The following is a 20449-nucleotide window of genomic DNA, read 5'->3' as shown; positions in this document are numbered from 1 at the left end:
GCGCTTCGTCGTACCCGGGGGTCAGCCCTGGATGTCGCTCATGGCCAGCTTGGTGATGGTGACCTCCTTCTTGGGGTGGCCACCCCCGGCCTGCTGCGCGAAGGCCTTGTCGTCGCCGGCCGCGGCGACCTGCTTGACCAGGTCCATGCCGCCGGTGATGGTCCCCACCACGGTGTAGTTCGGGTCGAGCTGCGAGTCGCCGTAGACGATGAAGAACTGGCTGCCGGTGCTGCCCGGCTGGCCGGAGTTGGCCATCGCGATGACGCCCTCCGGGTACGCGGGGCGCTTGTCGGTCGGCAGGTTCTCCTCGGCGAGGTTGTAGCTGGGGCCGCCGGTGCCGTCGGTCTGCCGCCAGCCCTTGCCGGTGGCGCTCGGGTCGCCGCACTGGAGCACCTTGATGCCCTCGGTGACCAGGCGGTGGCACTTGGTGTTGTCGAAGAAGCCCTTGCTCGCCAGGTGGGTGAAGCTGCCGGCGGTGCAGGGCACCGCGGCCCGGTCGATCTTCGCGGTGATCGGCCCCAGGTTGGTGTCGATCGTCATGGTCTGGGTGCCGGTGTCGTCCTGCTGGGCGGGGGGCAGACCGACGTCCTTGATCTGCTTGGTCCGGCCCTCCTTGGGCACCTCGGTGTACGCGCACTGCGCGAACGCCGCGTCCGGGCCGGCGGCGTCCTGCTTCTTGTCGTCGCCGCCGAGGCTGGTCGCCAGCCAGACCGTGCCGGCGACCACGAGCAGCAGGACCGCACCGGCCCCGACGATCGCCTGCGTCTGCCGGCGCTTGCGGGCCCGGGCCGAGCGCTCGGCCATCTCCCGCTCCAGTCGGGCCCGCGCCGCCGCGCGCTGCCGCTCTCTCGTGGACGTCACGCCTTCACTCCTCGACTTTCGGGCGCGGTCGCTGCCGCGGGGTACGGGTGGTGTCCGGCTCAGCCGGCGCTGGGGCTGGCCGACGGGGCGGCCGAGGCCGGCGCCGGTGCCGTCTGGGGCTCGCCGACGGTGAGCTTCTGGATCACCACGTCGGTCTTCGGCTTGACCTTGGCCCCGGTCCCATTGTCCACGGTCGGCAGGGCGCCGATCTTCTCGATCACGTCCAGCCCGCCGGTGATCCGGCCGATGATCGGGTACGCCGGCTTGGCCGGGTTGAAGTCCTTGAAGAAGACGAGGAACTGGCTGCCGTTGGCGCCCGGCGGGTTCGCGATCATCGCAACCGTGCCCTTCGGGTACGCCGGCGGCTGGCCCGGGGCGGGGCTGGCCGACGGGCTCGCCTCCGGCGCGGCCGGGACGTTCTCGTCGTAGAACGAGTAGCTGGGGCCGCCCAGCCCGGTGCCGCTCGGGTCGCCGCAGCGCAGCGCGCCCTCGGCGGTGATCTCGTGGCACTTGGTGTTGTCGTAGAACGACCTGCCGGACAGGTGGGCGATGCTCGCCGCGGCGCAGGGCGCGCCGGCCAGGTCCAGCTCGGCGGTGACCGGGCCGCCCTGGTTGGTGTTGACGGTCATCGTCCGGGTGCCGGTGGTGGGGATGTCCTTCGTCGGCGGGGTGCCGACGTCCTTGAGGTTGGTGTTGGCGCCGGCGTCCTGCGGCGTCCAGAGGCAAATGTCCTCGGCGGCCTTCTGCTCCGGCTCGCGGTCGAAGGCGCCGAGCCCCCAGGCCGCGCCGACCACGATCAGCACCAGCACGACCGCGGCACCCACCCCGGCCTGGATCTGCCGGCGACGCCGGGTGGCGGCGGCCCGTCGGGCCAACTGCCGGTCGAGCTTCTCCCGCGCGAGCTTGCGCTGCCGGTCCCTGCTGGAAGCCACTCGTGCTCCCCTTCCTCTACCTGGTCGTCACCGGCGGTCGGGCCGTTGCGCCCGCCGCGTCCGCAGGTGCGCCACGCCACACGCCCGCCAGAGTGTACGGGTACCCGCTGTGAAAGTGGTGTACGAGGTCCGGGCTGGGTTTATCGGAGTACATCACTGTGCCGCACGGGGTGCGGGGGACGGGTGGGTCCCGGATATCCGGTCGCCGCTACGGCTAGGCTGCCCTCAGGGACGACGACTCGACGGAAGGGGAGCGGACGTGCTCGTGGCCGGCTTTCCCGCGGACGCCTTCGGCACCAACTGCTACGTGGTGGCGACCGCGCCGGGGGAGCAGTGCGTGGTGGTCGACCCCGGCATCGGGGTGCTCGACCGGCTCGACGCCGTGCTCGCCGAACACCGTCTGCACCCGGCCGCGGTGCTGCTCACCCACGGCCACCTGGACCACACCTTCTCCGTGGCGCCGGTCTGCGGCGCGCGCGGCATCCCCGCGTACGTCCACCCCGACGACCGGGAGCTGCTCGCCGATCCGGCCAAGGGGCTCTCCGCGGACCTCACCCAGCTCTTCGGTGGCCGGCTGCCGTACACCGAGCCGGACGACGTGGCCGAGCTGACCGACGGCGCGACCCTGACGCTGGCCGGGTTGGAGATCGCCGTCGACCACGCCCCGGGCCATACCGGCGGGTCGGTGCTGTTCCGGTTGCCCGGCGCCGGCTCGCCCTGGGAGGCCGAGCAGATCTGCCTCTCCGGTGACGTGCTCTTCGCCGGCTCGATCGGCCGCACCGACCTGCCGGGCGGCAGCATGCCCCGGATGCTGTCCAGCCTGCGGGAGAAGGTCCTCCCGCTGGCCGACGACACGGTCGTCCTGCCCGGCCACGGCCCCGCGACCACCATCGGCCGCGAGCGCGCGACCAACCCGTACCTCGTCGAGGTGGCGGAGTCCGGCGACGCGCGCCCGGCCGCGCCCACCCGCGGCCTGTAGCCGCACCGCGCCCACGATCTCCCCGCGCCGTCCGCGCGGGACGCAAGGAGTACGTCATGAGCAAGCCCACGCCCATCTCCGGCTTCCCGGAGTGGACGCCCGCCCAGCGGATGATCGAGCAGTTCGTCCTCGACCGGATCCGCGCCACCTTCGAGCTGTACGGCTTTGCCCCGCTGGAGACCCGCGCGGTGGAGCCCCTCGATCAGCTGCTGCGCAAGGGGGAGACGTCCAAGGAGGTCTACCTGCTGCGCCGGCTCCAGGCCGACGCCGACGGGCCGGCCGGCGACGACTCGCTCGGCCTGCACTTCGACCTGACCGTGCCGTTCGCCCGGTACGTGCTGGAGAACGCCGGCAAGCTGCAGTTCCCGTTCCGCCGCTACCAGATCCAGAAGGTGTGGCGGGGTGAGCGCCCCCAGGAGGGGCGCTACCGCGAGTTCCTCCAGGCCGACATCGACATCGTCGACCGGGACACCCTGCCGGCGCACTACGAGGCCGAGATGCCGCTGGTGATCGGCGACGCCCTCCGGTCGCTGCCGATCCCGCCGGTGCGGATCCAGGTCAACAACCGCAAGATCTGTGAGGGCTTCTACCGGGGGGTCGGGATCGACGACCCGGCGGCGGCGCTGCGCGCGGTGGACAAGCTCGACAAGATCGGTCCGGCGAAGGTGGCCGAGCTGCTGGCCGAGACGGCCGGGGCGAGCGAGGCGCAGGCCAAGGCGGCCCTGGCACTGGCCGAGATCTCCGCGGCGGACGCCTCCTTCGCCGACGCCGTCCGCGCCCTCGGGGTCGACGACCCGCTGCTCGACGAGGGCATCGCCGAGCTGGTCGCCGTGATGGACACCGCGGTCGCGCACTCGCCGGGGCTCTGCGTGGCCGACCTGCGGATCGCCCGCGGCCTGGACTACTACACCGGCACCGTCTACGAGACGTCTCTGGCGGGCTACGAGCGGTTCGGCTCGATCTGCTCCGGTGGCCGGTACGACAACCTGGCCAGTTCCGGCAATGTCCGCTTCCCCGGGGTGGGCATCTCGATCGGGGTGACCCGGCTGCTCGGTGTGCTCTTCGGCGCCGACGCGCTCTCGATCTCCCGCAGCGTGCCGACCTGCGTGCTGGTCGCGGTGACCACCGAGGACGAGCGGCCGGCGAGCAACCGGGTGGCCGAGGCGCTGCGCTCCCGGGGCGTCCCCACCGAGGTCTCGCCGAGCGCGGCGAAGTTCGGCAAGCAGATCCGGTACGCCGAGCGGCGCGGCATCCCGTACGTGTGGTTCCCGGGCGCCGACGGCGACGAGGTGAAGGACATCCGCTCGGGGGAGCAGGTCGCCGCCGCGGCGGGGGAGTGGACGCCGCCCCGGGAGGACCTGAAGCCGCTGGTCGGCTGAGGCTCATTACTGGCGCGTACGCGCGATCGGACCTACGGTAGCGTAAGTTACGCCACCGTAGGGAGATCGCCGTGACCGTACTCAGCCAGACCGCCCTGCTCCTGGAGCTCGAGCCCGTCGTGGAGAAGAACCTCGACCGCCACCTGTCGATGGCGAAGGAGTGGTTCCCGCACGAGTACGTGCCGTGGAGCGAGGGGCGGACCTTCGACGGACCGCTCGGCGGCGAGGCGTGGTCGGCGACCGACTCGGCCATCCCGGACGTGGCCCGGACCGCGTTGATCGTCAACCTGCTCACCGAGGACAACCTGCCCTCGTACCACCACGAGATCGCGACGCTCTTCGGTCGGGACGGAGCGTGGGGGACCTGGGTGCACCGGTGGACGGCGGAGGAGGGGCGGCACGGCACCGCCATTCGCGACTACCTGACGGTGACCCGGGCGGTGGACCCGGTGGCGCTGGAGCGGGCCCGGATGACCCACATGTCGGCGGGCTACCACAACGTGCACGGCGACGAGGTGCTGCACTCGCTGGCGTACGTGTCGTTCCAGGAGCTGGCGACCCGGATCTCGCACCGCAACACCGGGCGGGCCACCGGCGACCCGGCGTGCGAGGCGCTGCTGGCCCGGGTGGCCGCCGACGAGAACCTGCACATGGTCTTCTACCGCAACCTGCTCGGCGCGGCCTTCGAGTTGGCCCCGAGCCAGGCCATGCGGGCGGTCGCCGACGTGCTGGCCGACTTCCAGATGCCCGGCGTCGGCATCGACGGCTTTGCCCGCAAGTCGGTGGCGATCGCGCTGGCCGGCATCTACGACCTGCGCCAGCACCGCGACGAGGTGGTCGTCCCGGTGCTGCGCCAGTGGGACGTGCTCACGGTGACCGGCCTGGACGCCGACGGCGAGGCCGCCCGCGACCAGATCGCCGCCCACCTGGACACCCTCGACCAGCAGGCCGGCCGCTTCGAGGAGAAGCGCGCCGCCCGCGCCGCCCGCCTCGCCACCCGCCTCTGACTTCCCCTTCCCCGAATGGCCGCTCTTTCCTGGAAAGAGCGGCCATTCCGCGTGCCGTGGCGACTCGGGAAAGAGCGCGCCCGGGGTCAGCGGGTGGTGGGGGCGTCCAGGGGGAAGAGGAGGCAGGTGGAGGTGGCGTGGGCGATCAGGCGAGCGTTGGCGTCCGTCAGTTTCGCCTCGGCCAGGGCGGTGCGGCGGCCGCGTTGCAGGACGGTGCCCTCGCAGCGGAGGATGCCGCTGGCGACGGTGACCGGGCGGAGGAACTTCACGTTCAGGTCCAGCGAGGTGTAGCCGACGCCGGCCGGCAGCGTGGTGTGCACGGAGCACGCGGCGGCGGTGTCCAGCAGGGTGGAGATGACGCCGCCGTGCACCGTGCCGAGCGGGTTGTAGTGGAACTCCTGCGGTACCAGCTCCACCACGACCCGGCCCTCCTCGGCCTCCATCCGGGCCATGTCGATCAGGTGCATGATCGGTGGCGCGGCCAGCTCGCCGGCGATCATCGCGCGCATCAGCTCGAGGCCGCTGCGCCGGCCGACGTGGGCGGCCCCGGCCACCGGGTCGGACCAGGAGAAGGTACGGCTGCGCGCCGGGTCCTGCGTCTGAGTCATGGACTCAGCCTGGCAGCGCGTTGCTGAGTCTGTCAATCAGATCTAGCCTGGTGGCCATGAGACCCGCGGCACTGGACTGGTCGGTGGAGAACTGCACCATCGCCCGGGCGATGGCGATCCTCGGCGAGCGCTGGACCCTGGTGGTGCTCCGCGAGGTGTTCAACGGCATCCGCCGCTTCGACGACATGCGGGTCCGCACCCGCATCCCGCGTCAGGTGCTCACCGACCGGCTCGCCACCCTGGTGGAGCATGGAGTGCTGCGCCGCGAGCCGTACCGGGAGCCGGGCAGCCGGCTGCGCCACGAGTACCGGCTCACCGACAAGGGGCTCGACCTCTGGCCGGTGCTGGTGGCGGTGCTCGGCTGGGGCGACCGCTACCTGGCCGACCCGGACGGCCCCCCGCTCAGCGTCACCCACCGCGACTGCGGCGCCGAGGTCCGCGTCGCACTGCGCTGCGCCGAGGGGCACGAGCTGGCCGATCCCCGCGAGGTGGTGCCCCGGCCGGGCCCTGGGGCGCGCCGCCGGGTCGACTGACCACCGCGGGTCGCGGGCTGCCCCCGGGTCAGTCGATGTGTTGCAGCACCGGGACGATCCGGAAGTCGACGGTGGCGTGGTCGATCGTCGCGTGTACCGGCGAGTCGGCCATCTCGGTCATGATTCCGGACGCGCTGCGCCGGCCGTCGGCCGCGGAATCCCACGCGACGATGTCGGTGATCGTGCCGTCGTCGTCCTCGGTGATGCGTCGCCACCGGAAGCCCGGCTGGCGTCGTAGATAGCGGTTGATGTCCTCGTTGGCTTCGACGAAGTCGGCACCGGTGAGGCCGGCGACCAGCCGGAACGTCGTCATCTCGAGTGCTTCGCCCACGGTCGTGCTCCCTGTCCTGGCTACGGTCAGCCCTGCGCGGTGGAGCGCAGGACGATCTCGTTGACGTCGACGGTGTCGGGCTGGGCGATCGCGTAGGCGATGGCGTCGGCGACCGCCGCGGCCGGCATGCCCAGTTCTTCGGCTGCGGCGCGGGCCGCGGCCCGTACCTGGGGGTCGCCACCGTGCTCGGTGAGTTTCGAATGGGTGTAGCCCGGGCTCACCAGGGTCACCCGGACGTCCCGGCTCTCCTGGCGCAGTCCTTCGGTGAGGGCCCGGACCGCGTACTTGGTGGCGCAGTAGACGGCGGCCGTCGGGTCGACGCGGTAGGCGGCGGTCGAGCCGACATTGATGACGTGCCCCGTGCCGCGGCTTCGCATGAGCGGCAGGGCGACGGCGACGCCGTGCAGGGTGCCGCGCAGGTTGACGTCGATCATCTGGTTCCACTCGTCGGTCCGCGCCGCGTCGAGCGTGGACAGCGACATCACGCCGGCGTTGTTGACCAGCACGTCGACGCGGCCGTGCCGGTCGTGGGCGCTCTCGACGAAGGAGCGCACGCTGTCGAGGCTGGTCACGTCGAGTTCCTGGTGTTCGGCCGAGCCGCCGGCGGCGCGTACGTCGGCGACCAGTGCGGCGAGCCGGTCGACGCGCCGGGCGCCGAGCACCACGTGGTGGCCGTCGGCGGCCAGACGGCGGGCGGTCGCCTCGCCGATGCCGCTGCTCGCGCCGGTGATGAGAACGACCTTGGATGATGGGCTGTTCATCGATGCTCCTGGTTGAGGTGATGATTGCGGCGCAGGCGCCGGTGGTTCAACGATCCAGCGGTTTGGGCGCGGGAAGAAGGCCGTGACTTCCTGGGTGTGCGGCACCTCTGAAGACCCGGTTCAGGTGGCCGCCAGCAGGGTGAAGTCGCTCCGGCCGGAGGAGACGCCGTTGATCTGAGGGCGCCGAGGTGGCCTGTCTTCACGAGAGTGCGCGGCCGTGCCGGACGAGTCGGGGGGGTGTTCTCGTCCGGTTCGTCGAGCCAGCGGGCCGCGGTTTCGACGACGATGTCCGGTTGCTGCCGGCTCTGGTGTGCTCACCGATGAAGTCGTCGGCGAAGGGCATGGCGTCTCCGGGGGTCGTGTGTCGGTCCACCGGTGGACCGATGGTGCGCGCGGTGCGTACCGGCCGGCAGGACGCGACTGCCTGGGTGCAGCGCACCCTGCCAACTCGCCGACGAAGGGCTTTACGCTGGTGAACATGCCCGTCACCGACAACAGACTCGGGGAGTTCCTCCGGGCCCACCGCGCCCGGATCGACCCGAGAGAGGTCGGGCTGCGCGGGGGTGGCGACCGCCGGGTGAGTGGGTTGCGCCGCGAGGAGCTCGCCGTGCTGGCGGGGGTGAGCGTCGACTACTACGCCCGTCTGGAACAGGGCCGGGAACGCCACCCCTCCGCGCAGGTGCTCGACGCGATCGGCCGGGTACTGCGGCTCGACGCCGACGCCCGCGGTCACGCCTTCCGCCTGGCCGGGCTCAACCCCGCCCTGGGCCCGAACAGCTCCCGCGACCTGGTCCACCCCGCGCTGCTGCAACTGCTGGACGCCTTCCCCAGCTCGGCCGCCTACGTGCTGAACCCCGCGTTCGACGTGCTGGCCACCAACCGCGTCGCCGCCGCGCTGCTGTCGCCGCTTGCGGGCATGACCAACATGGTCCGGGTGCTGGTCCAGCACCCCCAGGCGCGCACCGTCTTCCCGGACTGGCCCGTCCTGACGGAGAACGTGGTGCACGCCCTGCGGCTCAACGCCGGCCTCTTCCCGGACGACCCGGAGATCCAGACGCTCGTGGCCGAACTCCGGCGGGATTCGCCGGAGTTCCGCGCCCTCTGGGCGGACCAGACCGTGCGGGGGCTGACCCGACTGTTCAAGGTCTTCCACCTCCCGGAGGTCGGGCGGATCGAGCTGACCTACCAGACCTTCGACGTCCGCGACGCTCCCGGTCAGCAACTGCTCGTCGGTACCCCGGAGCCGGGGAGTCGCAGCGCCGAGGCCCTCACCTACCTGGCTGCCGTGCACGCGTCGGGTTGAGCGTCCGCGAACCGGCGCGCGGACGGCGACCGTCCGCGCGCCGGTCGGGTGTCACCAGCCGAAGCCGCTGGCGTACGAGATGTTGGCCAGCACCGCCTGGCCGCTGGTGTTCGGGTGGAAGTAGTCCCAGGTGGAGACCTGGCTGAGCACGAACGGGTAGCCGAACACGGCGTTGTCGTCGAAGTCGCAGTTCGCGCCGTAGGCCGTGCAGGCCTGAGCGAGCTGGGTGTTGTAGTCGATCACGCGCTGCCGGACCCGCGCCCGCCGGTCGACGTCCGCCTGGGCCGTGGAGGTGGCGTTGGCCAGCATCGACTGGCAGATGCCGAAGGTCGACCAGGCGCTGAGCGCGCTGAAGTTGCTCCGGCCGATGTACCAGAGCCGGTAGATGTCCGGCACGCTGATCACCGCGACCCGGGCGTTGGGCAGGCCCGCCTTGATCCGGTTGAGCGCGCTGTCGATGTTGGCCCGGTAGGTGGTCACCGACGTCATGGTGGATTCCGAGCTGGTGCAGGCGTCGTTGGCGCCGATCAGCATGGTGACGTACTCGACGCCCTGGCTGACCGCGGTGCCGGCCTGGCCGTACATGTCGGCGGACTTGGCGCCGCTGCGGGCGTCGTTGTAGTTGCGGCCCTGGATGGTCGGGTTGACCGCGCGGATGCGCAGGTAGTGGCTGTTGACGCTGCCGTAGTCACCGGTGCTGAACGAGCGTGAGGTGCAGTCGACGTACCAGCCGCAGGCGTTGAAGCCGCGGGTGATGGAGTCGCCCATGCTGGCCATCGAGTTGGGCGGTGGGCTGGTGGCGGCGGTGGACGGGCTGGCGACGAGCAGGACGAGGGCGGTGGCGCTGGCGAGGGTGGACAGTGCGCGTCGGATGAGGGTCATGGTGGCCTCCGGATCACGGGCGCCGGCGTGCTGCGGTGGCCAGATCGTATAGACCACTCTCTGTGTCCACAATGTTGCTTCACGGTTACATGGGGCGGTGGGGTGAATTCGGGCAAAGTCGGGTCTTGCCTACGAACTTAAATATGTGAATACTTCAGTCACTCGGCCGGTTTCCCCAGGTCGGCCGGGTGGTCCTGGGGCGCGTCACCCCCGGCGCGGCCCGCCATCCTCTTCTGGAGGTTGTTACATGCGACCCACGAGGTCATCGCTCCGCCGCGCCGCCGCCGTCGCCCTGGCCGGCACCCTGGTCACCGGCGCGCTGCTCGGCGCACCCGCGCAGGCGGCACCCGCCTCGCCCGCCTCGCCCGACGCCGCCGCCACCCTCGCCCAGCGCCTCGGCGATCGCGCCGCCGGCACGTACGCCGACGCCAGCGGCAAGATGGTCGTCGCCGTCACCGACGCCGGTGCCGCCCGCCAGGTCCGCGCCGCCGGCGCCACCCCGAGGCTCGTCACCCGGGGCGCCGCCACGCTGCAGGCCGCCACCTCGGAGCTGGAGCGCTCTGCGAAGATCCCCGGCACCGCCTGGTGGACCGACCCGGCCACCAACCAGGTCGTCGTCTCCGTCGACAGCACCGTCACCGGCGCCAAGCTGGAGCGGGTCAAGGCCGCCGCCGCCAGGACGAACGGCGCGGTCCGCGTCGAGGCCGAGGCCGGTGTGCTGAGCACCCGCATCTCCGGCGGCAACGCGATCTACGCCGGCGGCGGCGGTCGCTGCTCGCTCGGCTTCAACGTCCGCAGCAGCAGCGGCGCCCTCTACTTCCTGACCGCCGGGCACTGCACCAACATCTCGTCGAGCTGGTACTCCAACTCGTCGCAGACCGCGTACCTCGGCGCCCGCGCCGGCACCAGCTTCCCGGGCAACGACTACGGCATCGTGCGGTACAGCAGCACGACCCAGCAGCCCGGCAACGTGTACCTCTACAACGGCAGCTACCGGGACATCACCGGCGCCGGCAACGCGTACACCGGTCAGACTGTCTACCGCTCCGGCAGCACCACCGGCCTGCGCAGCGGCTCGGTGACCGCGCTCAACGCCACGGTGAACTACGCCGAGGGCAGCGTTTACGGTCTGATCCGCACCACCGTCTGCGCCGAGCCGGGTGACAGCGGCGGTTCGCTCTTCGCCGGTAACACGGCGCTGGGCCTGACCTCCGGCGGCAGCGGCAACTGCTCCTCCGGAGGCACCACCTACTTCCAGCCGGTGACCGAGGCGCTGAGCGTCTACGGCGTCAGCGTCTACTGATCGACCACCTCGCGAGCGGGCCGCCGGTTCACCGGCGGCCCGTTCCACGCCCGGAACCCGACAGGCGGGTCAGGGCCAGCACCACCAGCAGGGGACAGAGCGCCTCCGCGCCGGCGGCCACCCGCTCGGCTAGCCCGATCCGGTCGCCGCCAGTGGTCAGCTCCACGACGAACCAGCCGACCAGGGCCAGCAGCAGCGCCGCAGCGGGCGTACCCCACCGGGCCGGGAGCCCGGCGGCGCGCTCGGGCGCGCGGCGGCCGTGGGCGGCGAAGGCCGGCCAGAGCGCCAGCGCGCCGAAGGAGACGGCGGCGGCCAGCCCGTGCGGGGTGGAGGAGCCGCGCTCGGACGGCAGCGGGAAGGCCGCCACGGCCACGGTGGCGACCCCGCCGAGGGCGAGCAGGAGCCGACCAGGGGCCCGCGCCGACCGCAGCCCGGCCGCCGTCACACAGTGGCAGATCCCGAGGCAGAGCAGGCCGACCGTCATGATCCACCGGTCGGTGGCGTCGCGCGCGGCGAGCGCACTGATTGTTCCGCCGACCTGGTCGAAGCCGCCCGGCTGCCGGGCCGCCGCGAGGGTCCAGCCGCCGATCAGGAAGACCGGAGCGGCGGCGGGGGAGAGCAGGGCCCAACAAGGTGCGGCGCGCATCCGCCACACCGTACGCGGACCGGACCGCCGCCCGAGGGGCGCTGCCGCCGGACCGGCAACCGCGCCCGGTGGCATCCGACACCCGGGCAGCCTGACAGAATGCGGAGGGCAGAGGTGTACCGCAGATGAGGAGACGCAAGTCGTGATCCGTACCCATGACGCCGGCAGCCTGCGCGCGACGGACGCCGGCACCACGGTGACGCTCGCCGGGTGGGTGGCCCGCCGGCGCGACCACGGCGGTGTCATCTTCGTCGACCTGCGCGACGGCTCCGGCGTGCTTCAGGTGGTCTTCCGCGAGGAGGACGCGCACGCGCTGCGCAACGAGTTCTGCGTCAAGGTCACCGGTGAGGTGACCCGCCGCCCGGAGGGCAACGAGAACCCCGACCTGCCCACCGGCGAGATCGAGGTGACCGCCACCGCGCTGGAGGTGCTCTCCGAGGCGGCGCCGCTGCCGCTGCCGGTCGACGACCAGATCGAGGCCGGCGACGACATCCGGCTCAAGTACCGCTACCTCGACCTGCGCCGCAGCGGCCCGGCCAACGCGCTGCGGCTGCGCTCGCGCGCCAACCAGCTCGCCCGGGGCGTGCTGCACGAGCGCGACTTCCTGGAGATCGAGACCCCGACGCTGACCCGGTCCACCCCGGAGGGCGCCCGCGACTTCCTGGTCCCGGTCCGGCTCCAGCCGGGCAGCTGGTACGCCCTGCCGCAGTCCCCGCAGCTGTTCAAGCAGCTGCTGATGGTCGGCGGCATGGAGCGGTACTACCAGATCGCGCGCTGCTACCGGGACGAGGACTTCCGCGCCGACCGGCAGCCGGAGTTCACCCAGCTCGACATCGAGATGTCCTTCGTCACCGAGGACGACGTGATCGACCTCGGTGAGGCGATCGTCTCGGCGCTCTGGAAGGACCTGGCCGGGCACGAGATCTCCCGGCCGATCCCGCGGATCACCTGGCACGACGCGATGTCCCGGTACGGCTCCGACAAGCCGGACCTGCGCTACGGCGTCGAGCTGACCGAGCTGACCGGCTACCTGCGCGGCACCGAGTTCCGGGTCTTCGCCGGCGCGATCGACGCGGGCGGCTACGTCGGCGCGGTGGTCATGCCGGGCGGCGCGTCGCAGACCCGCAAGGAGCTGGACGGCTGGCAGGACTGGGCCAAGGCGCGCGGCGCCCGCGGCCTGGCGTACGTGGTGCTCGACGCGGAGACCGGCGAGGCGCGCGGCCCGGTGGCGAAGAACCTCTCCGCCGCGCACCTGGGCGGCCTGGCCGACGCGGTCGGCGCGAAGCCGGGCGACGCGGTCTTCTTCGCCGCCAGCGCCAACACCCGGGAGGCGCAGGAACTGCTCGGCGCGGCCCGGATCGAGATCGCCAAGCGGGCCAAGCTGATCGACGAGTCCGCCTGGGCGTTCTGCTGGGTGGTCGACGCGCCGATGTTCGAGCGCACGGACGAGGGCGGCTGGACGGCCGTGCACCACCCGTTCACCTCGCCGAACGCGGAGTGGGTCGACCGCTTCGAGGAGGCCCCGGACCGGGCGCTGGCCTACGCGTACGACATCGTCTGCAACGGCAACGAGATCGGCGGCGGTTCCATCCGTATCCACCGGGGCGACGTGCAGCAGCGGGTCTTCGACCTGCTCGGCATCACCCCGGAGGAGGCGCAGGACAAGTTCGGCTTCCTGCTGGAGGCGTTCAAGTACGGCGCCCCGCCGCACGGCGGCATCGCCCTCGGCTGGGACCGGGTCTGCATGCTGCTCGCCGGCGCCGACTCGATCCGCGAGGTCATCGCCTTCCCGAAGACCCGTGGCGGCTTCGACCCGCTGACCGGCGCGCCCACGCCGATCACCGCCCAGCAGCGCACCGAGGCCGGCATCGACGCCAAGCCCAAGGCCCCGACCGGCCCGCACGCCGGCACCGCCGGTCCGGCCGCCCCGGTGGCCGACCCGGTCTGACGCGCCGCTTTCCCGATCAGGAGGTCTGCGTCATGATGACGCGGACCTCCTGATCGTTTGCGGGAAAGCGGGGACGGGCGATGACGCTGCTGGTGGTCGGGGCCGGTGGGTTCCTGGGCGGAGAGATCTGCCGGCGCGCGGTGGCCGCCGGCCGGCCGGTGGTGGGGACCTGGCACACCACGCCCGTCGACCTGCCGGGCGTGGCGCTGCGGCGGCTGGACGTGACCGACCGCGAGGCCGTGCGCCGGCTGGTCGCGGCGGTACGGCCGGACGCGGTGGTGGGCACGCCGTACCGCAACGACGACTGGGCGGTCACCGCCGACGGGGCGGCGCACATCGCGTACGCGGCCGCCGAGGCGGGAGCCCGGCTGGTGCACGTCTCCAGCGACGCGCTGCACGCCGGCCGTCCCGCGCCGTACGGCGACGACGAGGCGCCCAGCCCGATCCACTTCTACGGGGCGGCGAAGGCGGCGGCGGAGACCGCGGTCCGGGCGATCGACCCGTCGGCCGTGCTGGTGCGCACCTCGCTGATCGTGGGGGAGGGGAGCAAGCAGATCCAGCTGTGCCGGGACGCGCTCGCCGGCCGGGGCGCCCTGTTCACCGACGAGGTCCGCTGCCCGATCGACGTCGCCGACCTCGCCGAGGCGGTGCTGGAGCTGGTCGCCTCGGCGTACGCCGGCCCGCTCAACGTCGCCGGCCCCGACGAGGTGAGCCGGGCCGACCTCGGCCTGCTGGTGGCCCGTCGGTACGGCCTCGACCCGGCCGGGTTGAAGACCACCACCGGGGCGGCGTTGGGGCTGGTCCGCCCCACCGAGGTGCGCCTCGACTCCACGCGCGCCGCCGGCCTGCTCCGGACCCGGCTGCGCGGCGTCACCGAACTCCTCGGCTGAGCCTCCACGTCCGCTTCCTGACTTGTGCACAGTTTCTGTGCACAAGTCTTGTGCACAGAAACTGTGCACAGATACCGTGCATGCATGGAGAAGGAGGAGGCGCGCTCCGCGCCACGTGTCGTCCGGCTCGACCACCGGCAGGTGCGGGTGCTGGCGCACCCGCTGCGGATGCGCCTCGTCGGGGCGCTGCGGGTGAAGGGGCCGGCCACCGCCACCACCCTCGCCGAGCTGCTCGGCACCAACACCGGCGCCACCAGCTACCACCTGCGGCAGCTCGCCGACGCCGGCCTCGTCGTCGAGGACCCGGAGCTCGGCACCGGACGGCAGCGGTACTGGCGCGCCGCACACCAGGTGACCCAGTGGGAGGCCAGCGACTACGACGACGACCCGGACGCCCGGGCCGCGATCGAGTGGATCGAGGCCGACCAGGTCCGCTACCTAATGCAGCACGCCGAGCAGTGGTTCGCCCGGCGGCACGAGTGGTCGCCGGCCTGGCGCGACGCGTTCGGCATGGGCGACGTCTTCATGACCGTCCCGCCCGCCCGCCTCCAGGCGCTGAAGGACGAGCTCTGGGCCGTCTTCGAGCGCTACCGCAACGAGGCCGACCTTGCCGAGCCCGGCGCCGAGCAGGTGCAGATCTACGTCGCCGCCTTTCCGATGCTGGCCGAGTCGCGGCTGGCCGCCCCGCTCACCGACGAGGAGAAGCCGTGAACGCCCTGTCCGTACGCCAGGTCCGGATCCGCTATCTCACCCTCTACGCCCTGCGCTGGCTGCCGTCCGGCCTGCTGATCCCGGTGGGGATCCTGCTGATGCAGGAGCGCGGCCTGACGCTGTCCCAGATCGGCCTGGTCGCCACCGCGCAGGGTCTGATCGTGCTCGCGCTGGAGCTGCCCACCGGCGGGCTTGCCGACGCGCTCGGCCGCAAGCCGGTGCTCGCCACGGCCTGGGTGGTCTGCCTGCTCTCGCTCGGCCTCTTCGCGGTGGCCGACTCGTTCTTGCTCTTCTTCCTGGCGTGGGCGTTGCAGGGCGTCTACCGGGCGCTCGACAGCGGCCCCCTGGAATCCTGGTACGTCGACGCCACCCTGGCCGCCGACCCGGAGGCCGAGTACGAGCGCGGCCTGGGCCACGCCGGCACCGTCATTGGCCTCGCCATCGGCGCCGGCGCGCTGCTCAGCGGCGGCCTCGTCGCGCTCGGCCCGGTCGGGCCGGTCAGCGCACTGACCCTGCCGGTGCTGGTCGCCATCGTGCTGCAGGCCGTCTCACTGGTCGCGCTGCTGGCCCTGCTCCGGGAGACCCGCACCGCCCGGGGGCCGGCCGCGCTGCGCGCCTCGATGGTCGAGGCGCCCAGGATGGTCGGGCAGGCGGTCGGCCTGCTGCGCCGCAACCGGGTGCTGCTCGCCCTGGTCGCGGTCGAACTCTTCTGGGGCTTCGGCATGGTCACCTTCGAGTCGCTGCTCCCCGTCCGCCTCGCCGAGGTGACCGGCGATGCGGACCGGGCCGCCGCGCTGCTCGGTCCGGCCGGGTCGGCGGCCTGGCTCGCTAACGCCCTCGGCGCCGCGCTCACCCCGTTCCTGCTGCGCCGGCTCGGAGCCGCGCCGGCCGCCGCGCTGATGCGGATCCTGCAGGGCGCGACCGTGGTCGGCATGGGCCTGCTCGCCGGCCCGGTCGGGGTGATCATCGCCTACCTGGCGTGCTACACCGTGCACGGCGCCTCGAACCCGCTGCACATGGGGCTGCTGCACCGGCAGGTCGACGGGCCGTACCGGACCAGCGTGCTCTCGCTGAACTCGATGATGGCCCAGCCGGCCGGGGCGCTCGGCATGGTCGTGCTGACCGCGCTGGCCGACCGGACCTCGGTCAGCCTCGCCATGCTGGTCGGCGCGGTGGTGCTCGCCTTCGGCGCCCCGCTCTACCTGCCGGCCTGGCGGGCGAACCGGGCCGCGGCGACCGGTCCGGACGGCAGCCTTACCGGCCCCGCGCCGGTGGCCGTCCCGGCGCCGGATCCGACGGCCGCCCCTGATGCCGTCACCCGGTCCGCCTGACGGATCCCCGGTCGAACGTCGGACGCCGGGGTAGGCAGGGTGGCAGGACGCTACGAACTTGATGACGCGAACGAATCAGGCCCCGGCGTACAGGCACGGGTGATGCGGCGATCCATCTGCGTCATCAAGTTCGTAGCGGCTGGCACCCCTGTCTCGGGAGTACGTCGAGCCGACATACCGCCCGATCATCGGACCGCCGGCACCGCCGGCCGGCACACATCGCCACGCCGGCCGGCGTATTCGTCAGGCCAGGTGGATCGAACTGCGCGGCTCGGTGCCGGTGAAGCCGAGCCGACGGTAGAGGCGGATCGCCCCGACGTTGTCGGTGTAGACGCCGAGCGCGACGTCGTCGTACCGCGCGGTCAGGGCCCGGGTCATCCCGGCGGTAAGCGCCGCTCCGAGGCCCCGGCCCCGCCGGTCGGTCGCCACCGTCAGTCCCGCCAGGAAGCCGATGTCGCTCCGGCTACGGTCCGCCCCGCAGGCCACCAGCCGGTCCCCGTCGCGGATGCCGTACCAGTCGACGATGTGCGGGTCGCCCGGGCGGGAGGTGGTGGTCGGGAAGGAATCCTCGATCAGCGTGACCAAGGCCGGGTAATCGGATTCGGTGAGGCGGACCACCCGCTCCTCCTCCGGCTGCGGCGGCGGGGGAGCGGCGGTCCAGAGGAAGTCCCACTCGTTCAGCCGGGCCACCGTCAACCGGCCGGTCACCTCGGCCCGGTCCGCACGGGGCACATTCAGCCACTGGCCCGGGCGCAGCGTCCCGTCGGCCACCAGACCGGTGAAGACGTCCAACGCCGGCCCGGGCGCGCCGAGCGCGCCGCCGGCCGGCGGCTGCTCCGGCGGCAGCAGCCAGCCCACCGTCCCGTCCCGTCGCCAGCCGCGCGCATCGCGGGCGCGCCAGAGCGCGTGCCGGGCGTACGGGTGGTGTCCGGTGGCGGCCAGGAGGGTGTCCCGACCCGTCAGGAGCTGGTCGGCAGTGATCATTCCGCCAGCCTACGAGAGGAAATCCGATGACCGGGATCCGCTCCGTACGTCCGGTCGAACTGACCGGCTCCGGGTTCGCCCTGCGGGAGTGGCGGGACGACGACACCGCGGCCCTGCACGCGCTGACCAGCGATCCCCGCCTCACCCCGTGGATCCTGGACGAGGCGCCGCCGTCCCTCGACGACATCCGGGCGGCCGTCCCGGCGTGGCGGCACGAGGCGCAGGGCACGCCGCGGTTGCAGTACCGGCTGGCCGTCGTGACGGCCGGCGGGCTGGTGGGCGCGGGAACGCTGACCGTGGAGAGCCCGGCCCACCGCCGGGGCGAGATCGGATACGTGCTCCATCCCGACCACTGGGGGCGGGGCCTCGGCACCGAGGTCGCCCGGCTGCTGGTACGCCTGGGCTTCGAGCAGGTGGGCCTGCACCGGATCGAGGCCACCACCCGCCCGGACCACACCGCCTCCCGCCGGGTGCTGGAGAAGGCCGGTCTGCGGCCGGAGGGGGTGAGCCGTGAGCACCTGTTCGTCCGTGGCGGCTGGTGGGACTCGGTGCGGTACGGGGTGCTCGCGACGGACCGGTGAGCCACCCGGCCCCTCCACGGTGGAGATTGACGAACAGACCGATTGGGTACATCAAGCGCCGACCCACTGGTAACCCCCACCGGAGGAACGAAAATGCTCGCCATTCTCGCGGCCATCGTGTTCGGCTTCGCCCTGCTGATCGACTTCCTGAACACGAACTTCGGCGCCCCCGATCTGTTCAACACCCACACCCTGATGCTGATCGGCTTCCTGCTGCTCTCCCTCTACCTCGCCGGGGTCGGCTCGGGCCCGCGCGGTGGTGGCGGTGGTGGCGGCGGCCGCTGGTACCGGGGCCGTCGTCCGGGTCGTGGCTGACCGGAACGGATCACAGCCGGCCGGGTCCACGGCGCGATTCCAGCGTCATGGGCCCGGCCCGGTACTGTCTTCGTGATGGAGTCCGACGCCCTTTTCACCCTCGGTGAACCTGCCGGAGCGCCCCGTGCTGCCGCGGGTTCACCAGGCGTGGACGGCTTCACGGCCGTCGCGGCGGATTCGCCCCTGCCCGTCCGGATGCGTCCGGCCAGCATCGACGAACTCGTCGGCCAGGGACACCTGCTCGCCCCCGGCGCCCCGCTGCGCCAGCTGGTCGGCGGTGGGGCCCCCATGTCGGTCATCCTCTGGGGCCCGCCGGGCAGCGGCAAGACCACCATCGCCCACCTCGTGGCCCGGGCCACCGACCGTCGCTTCGTCGCCATGTCGGCGCTCTCCGCCGGGGTCAAGGACGTCCGCGCGGTGATCGAGACCGCCCGCCGGGAACGCCGCTCCGGCGGCCCGCAGACCGTGCTCTTCATCGACGAGGTGCACCGGTTCAGCAAGACCCAGCAGGACTCCCTGCTCGCCGCCGTCGAGGACCGCACCGTCACGCTGCTGGCGGCGACCACCGAGAACCCGTACTTCTCGGTGATCTCCCCGCTGCTGTCCCGGTGCGTCCTGCTCACCCTGCAGCCGCTGGACGAGGCGGCCGTACGGGGCCTGCTGCGTCGCGCGGTCGCCGACGAGCGGGGTCTGGGCGGCGCGCTCACCCTCGCCCCGGACGCCGAGGACCACCTGGTCCGCCTCGCCGGCGGTGACGTCCGCAAGGCGCTGACCGCCCTGGAGGCCGCGGCGGCCTCCGCCACGGCGCTCGGCGTCGACCGGATCGACCTCGCCACCACCGAGCAGGCGGTCGACGTGGCCGCCGTCCGCTACGACCGTGACGGCGACGCGCACTACGACGTGACCAGCGCCTTCATCAAGAGCATGCGCGGCTCGGACGTGGACGCCGCGCTGCACTGGCTGGCCCGGATGCTGGTGGCCGGCGAGGACGCCCGGTTCATCGCCCGCCGGCTGGTCATCTTCGCCAGCGAGGACGTCGGGATGGCGGACCCGACGGCGCTCGGCGTGGCCACCGCCGCGGCGCACGCCGTGGAGTACGTCGGCCTGCCCGAGGCCCAGCTCAACCTGGCCCAGGCGGTCATCCACCTGGCCACCGCGCCGAAGTCCAACTCGGCGACCACCGCCATCGGCGCGGCGATCGCCGACGTCCGGGCCGGGCGCGGCGGGTCGGTGCCGAGGGGCCTGCGCGACGCGCACTACGCCGGCGCCCGGGGTCTGGGCCACGGCACGGGCTACCGCTACCCGCACGACGACCAGCGCGGAGTGGTCACCCAGCAGTACGTTCCCGACGATCTCGTCGGGACCGACTACTACCGGCCCAGCGGGCACGGGGCCGAGCGGTCGGTGGCCGCCCGGCTGCCGCTGCTGCGCCGGATCGTCCGGGGGCTGTCCGCCCCGGCGTCGCGTGTCGACGCGCCGGTGCCGGCGGTGAGCGGCCGTCGCCCGTCGGGCACGGGGCACGCCGACGGGGCGGATGAGGGCGGCATCGACGCCGTCGGAGAGGGTCAGCTGTGACATCGCGTGGTGGGGAGCGACCGCAGGAGGGTCCCGACGAACGGCGCGACCCCCGCGCCAAGGGGCGCCGCTGGGGCCGGGGGCGCGGGGAGGAGACGCCGCCGGAGCCGGCCGGCGAGGAGTTCGGCTGGATCGACGACCTCCGTACCGCCAAGCAGCAGCGCACCGAACTGGGCCCGGACGGTGCCCCCGCCGGCCCGACACCCGGCGGTCGGGGCCCGGCCGTTCCGCCCGGTGGTCCCCGGCCCGGCCCGGCCGACGGTCCCCGGCCGGCTCGTCCCGACGGGCCTCCGCCGGCCCGCGGCGCCGCCCCCGGTCAGGCCACCCCACCGGTACGTGGGGGTTGGCCCGCCGCCCCCGAGCAACGCCCCCGCCCGGGTGAGGGACCCTGGCCCGGTCCGGCGGCAGCCGGTCGACCGGGGCGCGGGAAACCGGACCGCCCCCAGCCCGAACCGTCCCGCCCCGACGGTCCCGTCGCGCCGGTCTCCGGCGCCGGGGCCGCCCGCGCCCAGGCACCCCACCGACCGGTCGGTCCCGGGCAGGCGCCGCCGGCCCGGCCCACCTCGGGCGCGGCCGCACCGGGCGTCGG

General features: G+C 73.0%; 21 protein-coding genes. 13 read left to right on the top strand and 8 right to left on the bottom strand.

Going from position 1 to position 20449, the window contains the following annotated elements; translation table 11 throughout:
* Positions 1 to 21: 21 nt before the first annotated feature.
* Both V6U81_RS24665 and V6U81_RS24660 read right to left on the bottom strand, forming a co-directional pair.
* Positions 22 to 861 carry a peptidylprolyl isomerase gene (locus V6U81_RS24665; protein ID WP_334492569.1) on the bottom strand — a complete coding sequence of 280 codons (840 nt, stop codon included), beginning with the start codon at positions 859 to 861 and terminating at the stop codon, positions 22 to 24.
* A 59-nt stretch (positions 862 to 920) separates the two neighbouring features.
* Positions 921 to 1793 carry a peptidylprolyl isomerase gene (locus V6U81_RS24660; RefSeq protein WP_334492568.1) on the bottom strand — a complete coding sequence of 291 codons (873 nt, stop codon included), beginning with the start codon at positions 1791 to 1793 and terminating at the stop codon, positions 921 to 923.
* Between the two features lie 259 nt (positions 1794 to 2052).
* On the opposite strand from V6U81_RS24660, the gene V6U81_RS24655 reads away from it, so the two are divergent.
* From V6U81_RS24655 to V6U81_RS24645, 3 genes are all read left to right on the top strand, one after another.
* Complete coding sequence (locus V6U81_RS24655; protein ID WP_334492566.1) at positions 2053 to 2772, top strand: MBL fold metallo-hydrolase; 720 nt, start codon at positions 2053 to 2055, stop codon at positions 2770 to 2772.
* A gap of 56 nt (positions 2773 to 2828) precedes the next feature.
* The gene (hisS, locus tag V6U81_RS24650; RefSeq protein WP_334492564.1) at positions 2829 to 4151 is read left to right on the top strand and encodes a histidine--tRNA ligase; all 1323 of its coding nucleotides are present in this window, start codon (positions 2829 to 2831) and stop codon (positions 4149 to 4151) included.
* A gap of 71 nt (positions 4152 to 4222) precedes the next feature.
* Positions 4223 to 5158 carry an acyl-ACP desaturase gene (locus V6U81_RS24645; protein WP_334492562.1) on the top strand — a complete coding sequence of 312 codons (936 nt, stop codon included), beginning with the start codon at positions 4223 to 4225 and terminating at the stop codon, positions 5156 to 5158.
* A gap of 86 nt (positions 5159 to 5244) precedes the next feature.
* On the opposite strand, the gene V6U81_RS24640 is transcribed toward V6U81_RS24645, so the two are convergent.
* Positions 5245 to 5766, bottom strand: coding sequence for a PaaI family thioesterase (locus V6U81_RS24640; RefSeq protein WP_334492560.1), 522 nt, complete (start codon positions 5764 to 5766; stop codon positions 5245 to 5247).
* A 56-nt stretch (positions 5767 to 5822) separates the two neighbouring features.
* On the opposite strand from V6U81_RS24640, the gene V6U81_RS24635 reads away from it, so the two are divergent.
* Positions 5823 to 6299, top strand: a complete 477-nt coding sequence (locus V6U81_RS24635; RefSeq protein ID WP_334492558.1) for a winged helix-turn-helix transcriptional regulator — start codon at positions 5823 to 5825, stop codon at positions 6297 to 6299.
* A 28-nt stretch (positions 6300 to 6327) separates the two neighbouring features.
* On the opposite strand, the gene V6U81_RS24630 is transcribed toward V6U81_RS24635, so the two are convergent.
* Positions 6328 to 6630 (bottom strand): hypothetical protein, encoded by a 303-nt coding sequence (locus V6U81_RS24630; protein ID WP_334492556.1) that lies wholly within the window; start codon positions 6628 to 6630, stop codon positions 6328 to 6330.
* 26 nt (positions 6631 to 6656) lie between these two features.
* Positions 6657 to 7391, bottom strand: a complete 735-nt coding sequence (locus tag V6U81_RS24625; protein ID WP_334492554.1) for an SDR family oxidoreductase — start codon at positions 7389 to 7391, stop codon at positions 6657 to 6659.
* A gap of 478 nt (positions 7392 to 7869) precedes the next feature.
* On the opposite strand from V6U81_RS24625, the gene V6U81_RS24620 reads away from it, so the two are divergent.
* On the top strand, positions 7870 to 8694 hold the full coding sequence (locus V6U81_RS24620) for a helix-turn-helix domain-containing protein (RefSeq protein WP_334492553.1): 825 nt from the start codon (positions 7870 to 7872) through the stop codon (positions 8692 to 8694).
* 51 nt (positions 8695 to 8745) lie between these two features.
* Here the strand turns inward: V6U81_RS24620 and V6U81_RS24615 are convergent, their stop codons facing one another.
* A complete protein-coding gene (locus V6U81_RS24615) occupies positions 8746 to 9576 on the bottom strand; it encodes an SGNH/GDSL hydrolase family protein (protein ID WP_334492551.1) in 831 nt (276 codons plus the stop codon).
* A 247-nt stretch (positions 9577 to 9823) separates the two neighbouring features.
* Here V6U81_RS24615 and V6U81_RS24610 point away from each other — a divergent pair, with 247 nt between their 5' ends.
* Positions 9824 to 10879, top strand: a complete 1056-nt coding sequence (locus tag V6U81_RS24610; protein ID WP_334492549.1) for a S1 family peptidase — start codon at positions 9824 to 9826, stop codon at positions 10877 to 10879.
* A gap of 28 nt (positions 10880 to 10907) precedes the next feature.
* On the opposite strand, the gene V6U81_RS24605 is transcribed toward V6U81_RS24610, so the two are convergent.
* Positions 10908 to 11525, bottom strand: a complete 618-nt coding sequence (locus tag V6U81_RS24605) for a DUF998 domain-containing protein (protein WP_334492547.1) — start codon at positions 11523 to 11525, stop codon at positions 10908 to 10910.
* Positions 11526 to 11667: 142 nt separating this feature from the next.
* On the opposite strand from V6U81_RS24605, the gene aspS reads away from it, so the two are divergent.
* The 4 genes from aspS (at position 11668) to V6U81_RS24585 (ending at position 16405) form a co-directional block, all read left to right on the top strand.
* The gene (gene aspS / locus V6U81_RS24600) at positions 11668 to 13473 is read left to right on the top strand and encodes an aspartate--tRNA ligase (RefSeq protein ID WP_334492545.1); all 1806 of its coding nucleotides are present in this window, start codon (positions 11668 to 11670) and stop codon (positions 13471 to 13473) included.
* Between the two features lie 80 nt (positions 13474 to 13553).
* Positions 13554 to 14363, top strand: coding sequence for a sugar nucleotide-binding protein (locus tag V6U81_RS24595; RefSeq protein ID WP_334492543.1), 810 nt, complete (start codon positions 13554 to 13556; stop codon positions 14361 to 14363).
* A gap of 84 nt (positions 14364 to 14447) precedes the next feature.
* Entirely contained in the window at positions 14448 to 15074 is a 627-nt protein-coding gene (locus V6U81_RS24590; RefSeq protein WP_334492541.1) for an ArsR/SmtB family transcription factor, read from the top strand.
* Positions 15071 to 16405, top strand: a complete 1335-nt coding sequence (locus V6U81_RS24585) for an MFS transporter (protein ID WP_334492539.1) — start codon at positions 15071 to 15073, stop codon at positions 16403 to 16405. The genes V6U81_RS24590 and V6U81_RS24585 overlap by 4 nt, the downstream gene beginning before the upstream one ends.
* Before the next feature lie 243 nt (positions 16406 to 16648).
* Here V6U81_RS24585 and V6U81_RS24580 read toward each other — a convergent pair whose 3' ends face one another.
* A complete protein-coding gene (locus tag V6U81_RS24580) occupies positions 16649 to 17389 on the bottom strand; it encodes a GNAT family N-acetyltransferase (protein ID WP_334492537.1) in 741 nt (246 codons plus the stop codon).
* Between the two features lie 26 nt (positions 17390 to 17415).
* Between V6U81_RS24580 and V6U81_RS24575 the strand changes: the two genes are divergently transcribed.
* The 3 genes from V6U81_RS24575 to V6U81_RS24565 all read left to right on the top strand — a co-directional run bounded on the left by V6U81_RS24575 (position 17416) and on the right by V6U81_RS24565 (position 19860).
* A complete protein-coding gene (locus V6U81_RS24575) occupies positions 17416 to 17970 on the top strand; it encodes a GNAT family N-acetyltransferase (RefSeq protein WP_334492535.1) in 555 nt (184 codons plus the stop codon).
* 93 nt (positions 17971 to 18063) lie between these two features.
* Positions 18064 to 18285, top strand: a complete 222-nt coding sequence (locus V6U81_RS24570; RefSeq protein ID WP_091656616.1) for a hypothetical protein — start codon at positions 18064 to 18066, stop codon at positions 18283 to 18285.
* Between the two features lie 75 nt (positions 18286 to 18360).
* Complete coding sequence (locus tag V6U81_RS24565) at positions 18361 to 19860, top strand: replication-associated recombination protein A (RefSeq protein WP_334492528.1); 1500 nt, start codon at positions 18361 to 18363, stop codon at positions 19858 to 19860.
* Positions 19861 to 20449: the final 589 nt, after the last annotated feature.

Source organism: Micromonospora lacuserhaii, from assembly GCF_036902735.1.
Classification (GTDB): Bacteria; Actinomycetota; Actinomycetes; order Mycobacteriales; family Micromonosporaceae; genus Micromonospora.
The sequence above is the reverse complement of the archived record's forward strand: the minus strand, read 5'-3'. Positions and strand labels throughout refer to the sequence as shown.

Bases quoted from the DNA above. Each gene is read 5' to 3' on its own strand.
- V6U81_RS24640 (WP_334492560.1), bottom strand. From the start codon at position 5,766: ATGACTCAGACGCAGGACCCGGCGCGCAGCCGTACCTTCTCCTGGTCC.
- hisS (WP_334492564.1), top strand. From the start codon at position 2,829: ATGAGCAAGCCCACGCCCATCTCCGGCTTCCCGGAGTGGACGCCCGCC.
- V6U81_RS24580 (WP_334492537.1), bottom strand. From the start codon at position 17,389: ATGATCACTGCCGACCAGCTCCTGACGGGTCGGGACACCCTCCTGGCC.
- V6U81_RS24620 (WP_334492553.1), top strand. From the start codon at position 7,870: ATGCCCGTCACCGACAACAGACTCGGGGAGTTCCTCCGGGCCCACCGC.
- V6U81_RS24605 (WP_334492547.1), bottom strand. From the start codon at position 11,525: ATGCGCGCCGCACCTTGTTGGGCCCTGCTCTCCCCCGCCGCCGCTCCG.
- V6U81_RS24625 (WP_334492554.1), bottom strand. From the start codon at position 7,391: ATGAACAGCCCATCATCCAAGGTCGTTCTCATCACCGGCGCGAGCAGC.
- V6U81_RS24570 (WP_091656616.1), top strand. From the start codon at position 18,064: ATGCTCGCCATTCTCGCGGCCATCGTGTTCGGCTTCGCCCTGCTGATC.
- V6U81_RS24565 (WP_334492528.1), top strand. From the start codon at position 18,361: ATGGAGTCCGACGCCCTTTTCACCCTCGGTGAACCTGCCGGAGCGCCC.
- V6U81_RS24590 (WP_334492541.1), top strand. From the start codon at position 14,448: ATGGAGAAGGAGGAGGCGCGCTCCGCGCCACGTGTCGTCCGGCTCGAC.
- V6U81_RS24595 (WP_334492543.1), top strand. From the start codon at position 13,554: ATGACGCTGCTGGTGGTCGGGGCCGGTGGGTTCCTGGGCGGAGAGATC.
- V6U81_RS24610 (WP_334492549.1), top strand. From the start codon at position 9,824: ATGCGACCCACGAGGTCATCGCTCCGCCGCGCCGCCGCCGTCGCCCTG.
- V6U81_RS24615 (WP_334492551.1), bottom strand. From the start codon at position 9,576: ATGACCCTCATCCGACGCGCACTGTCCACCCTCGCCAGCGCCACCGCC.
- V6U81_RS24575 (WP_334492535.1), top strand. From the start codon at position 17,416: ATGACCGGGATCCGCTCCGTACGTCCGGTCGAACTGACCGGCTCCGGG.
- V6U81_RS24635 (WP_334492558.1), top strand. From the start codon at position 5,823: ATGAGACCCGCGGCACTGGACTGGTCGGTGGAGAACTGCACCATCGCC.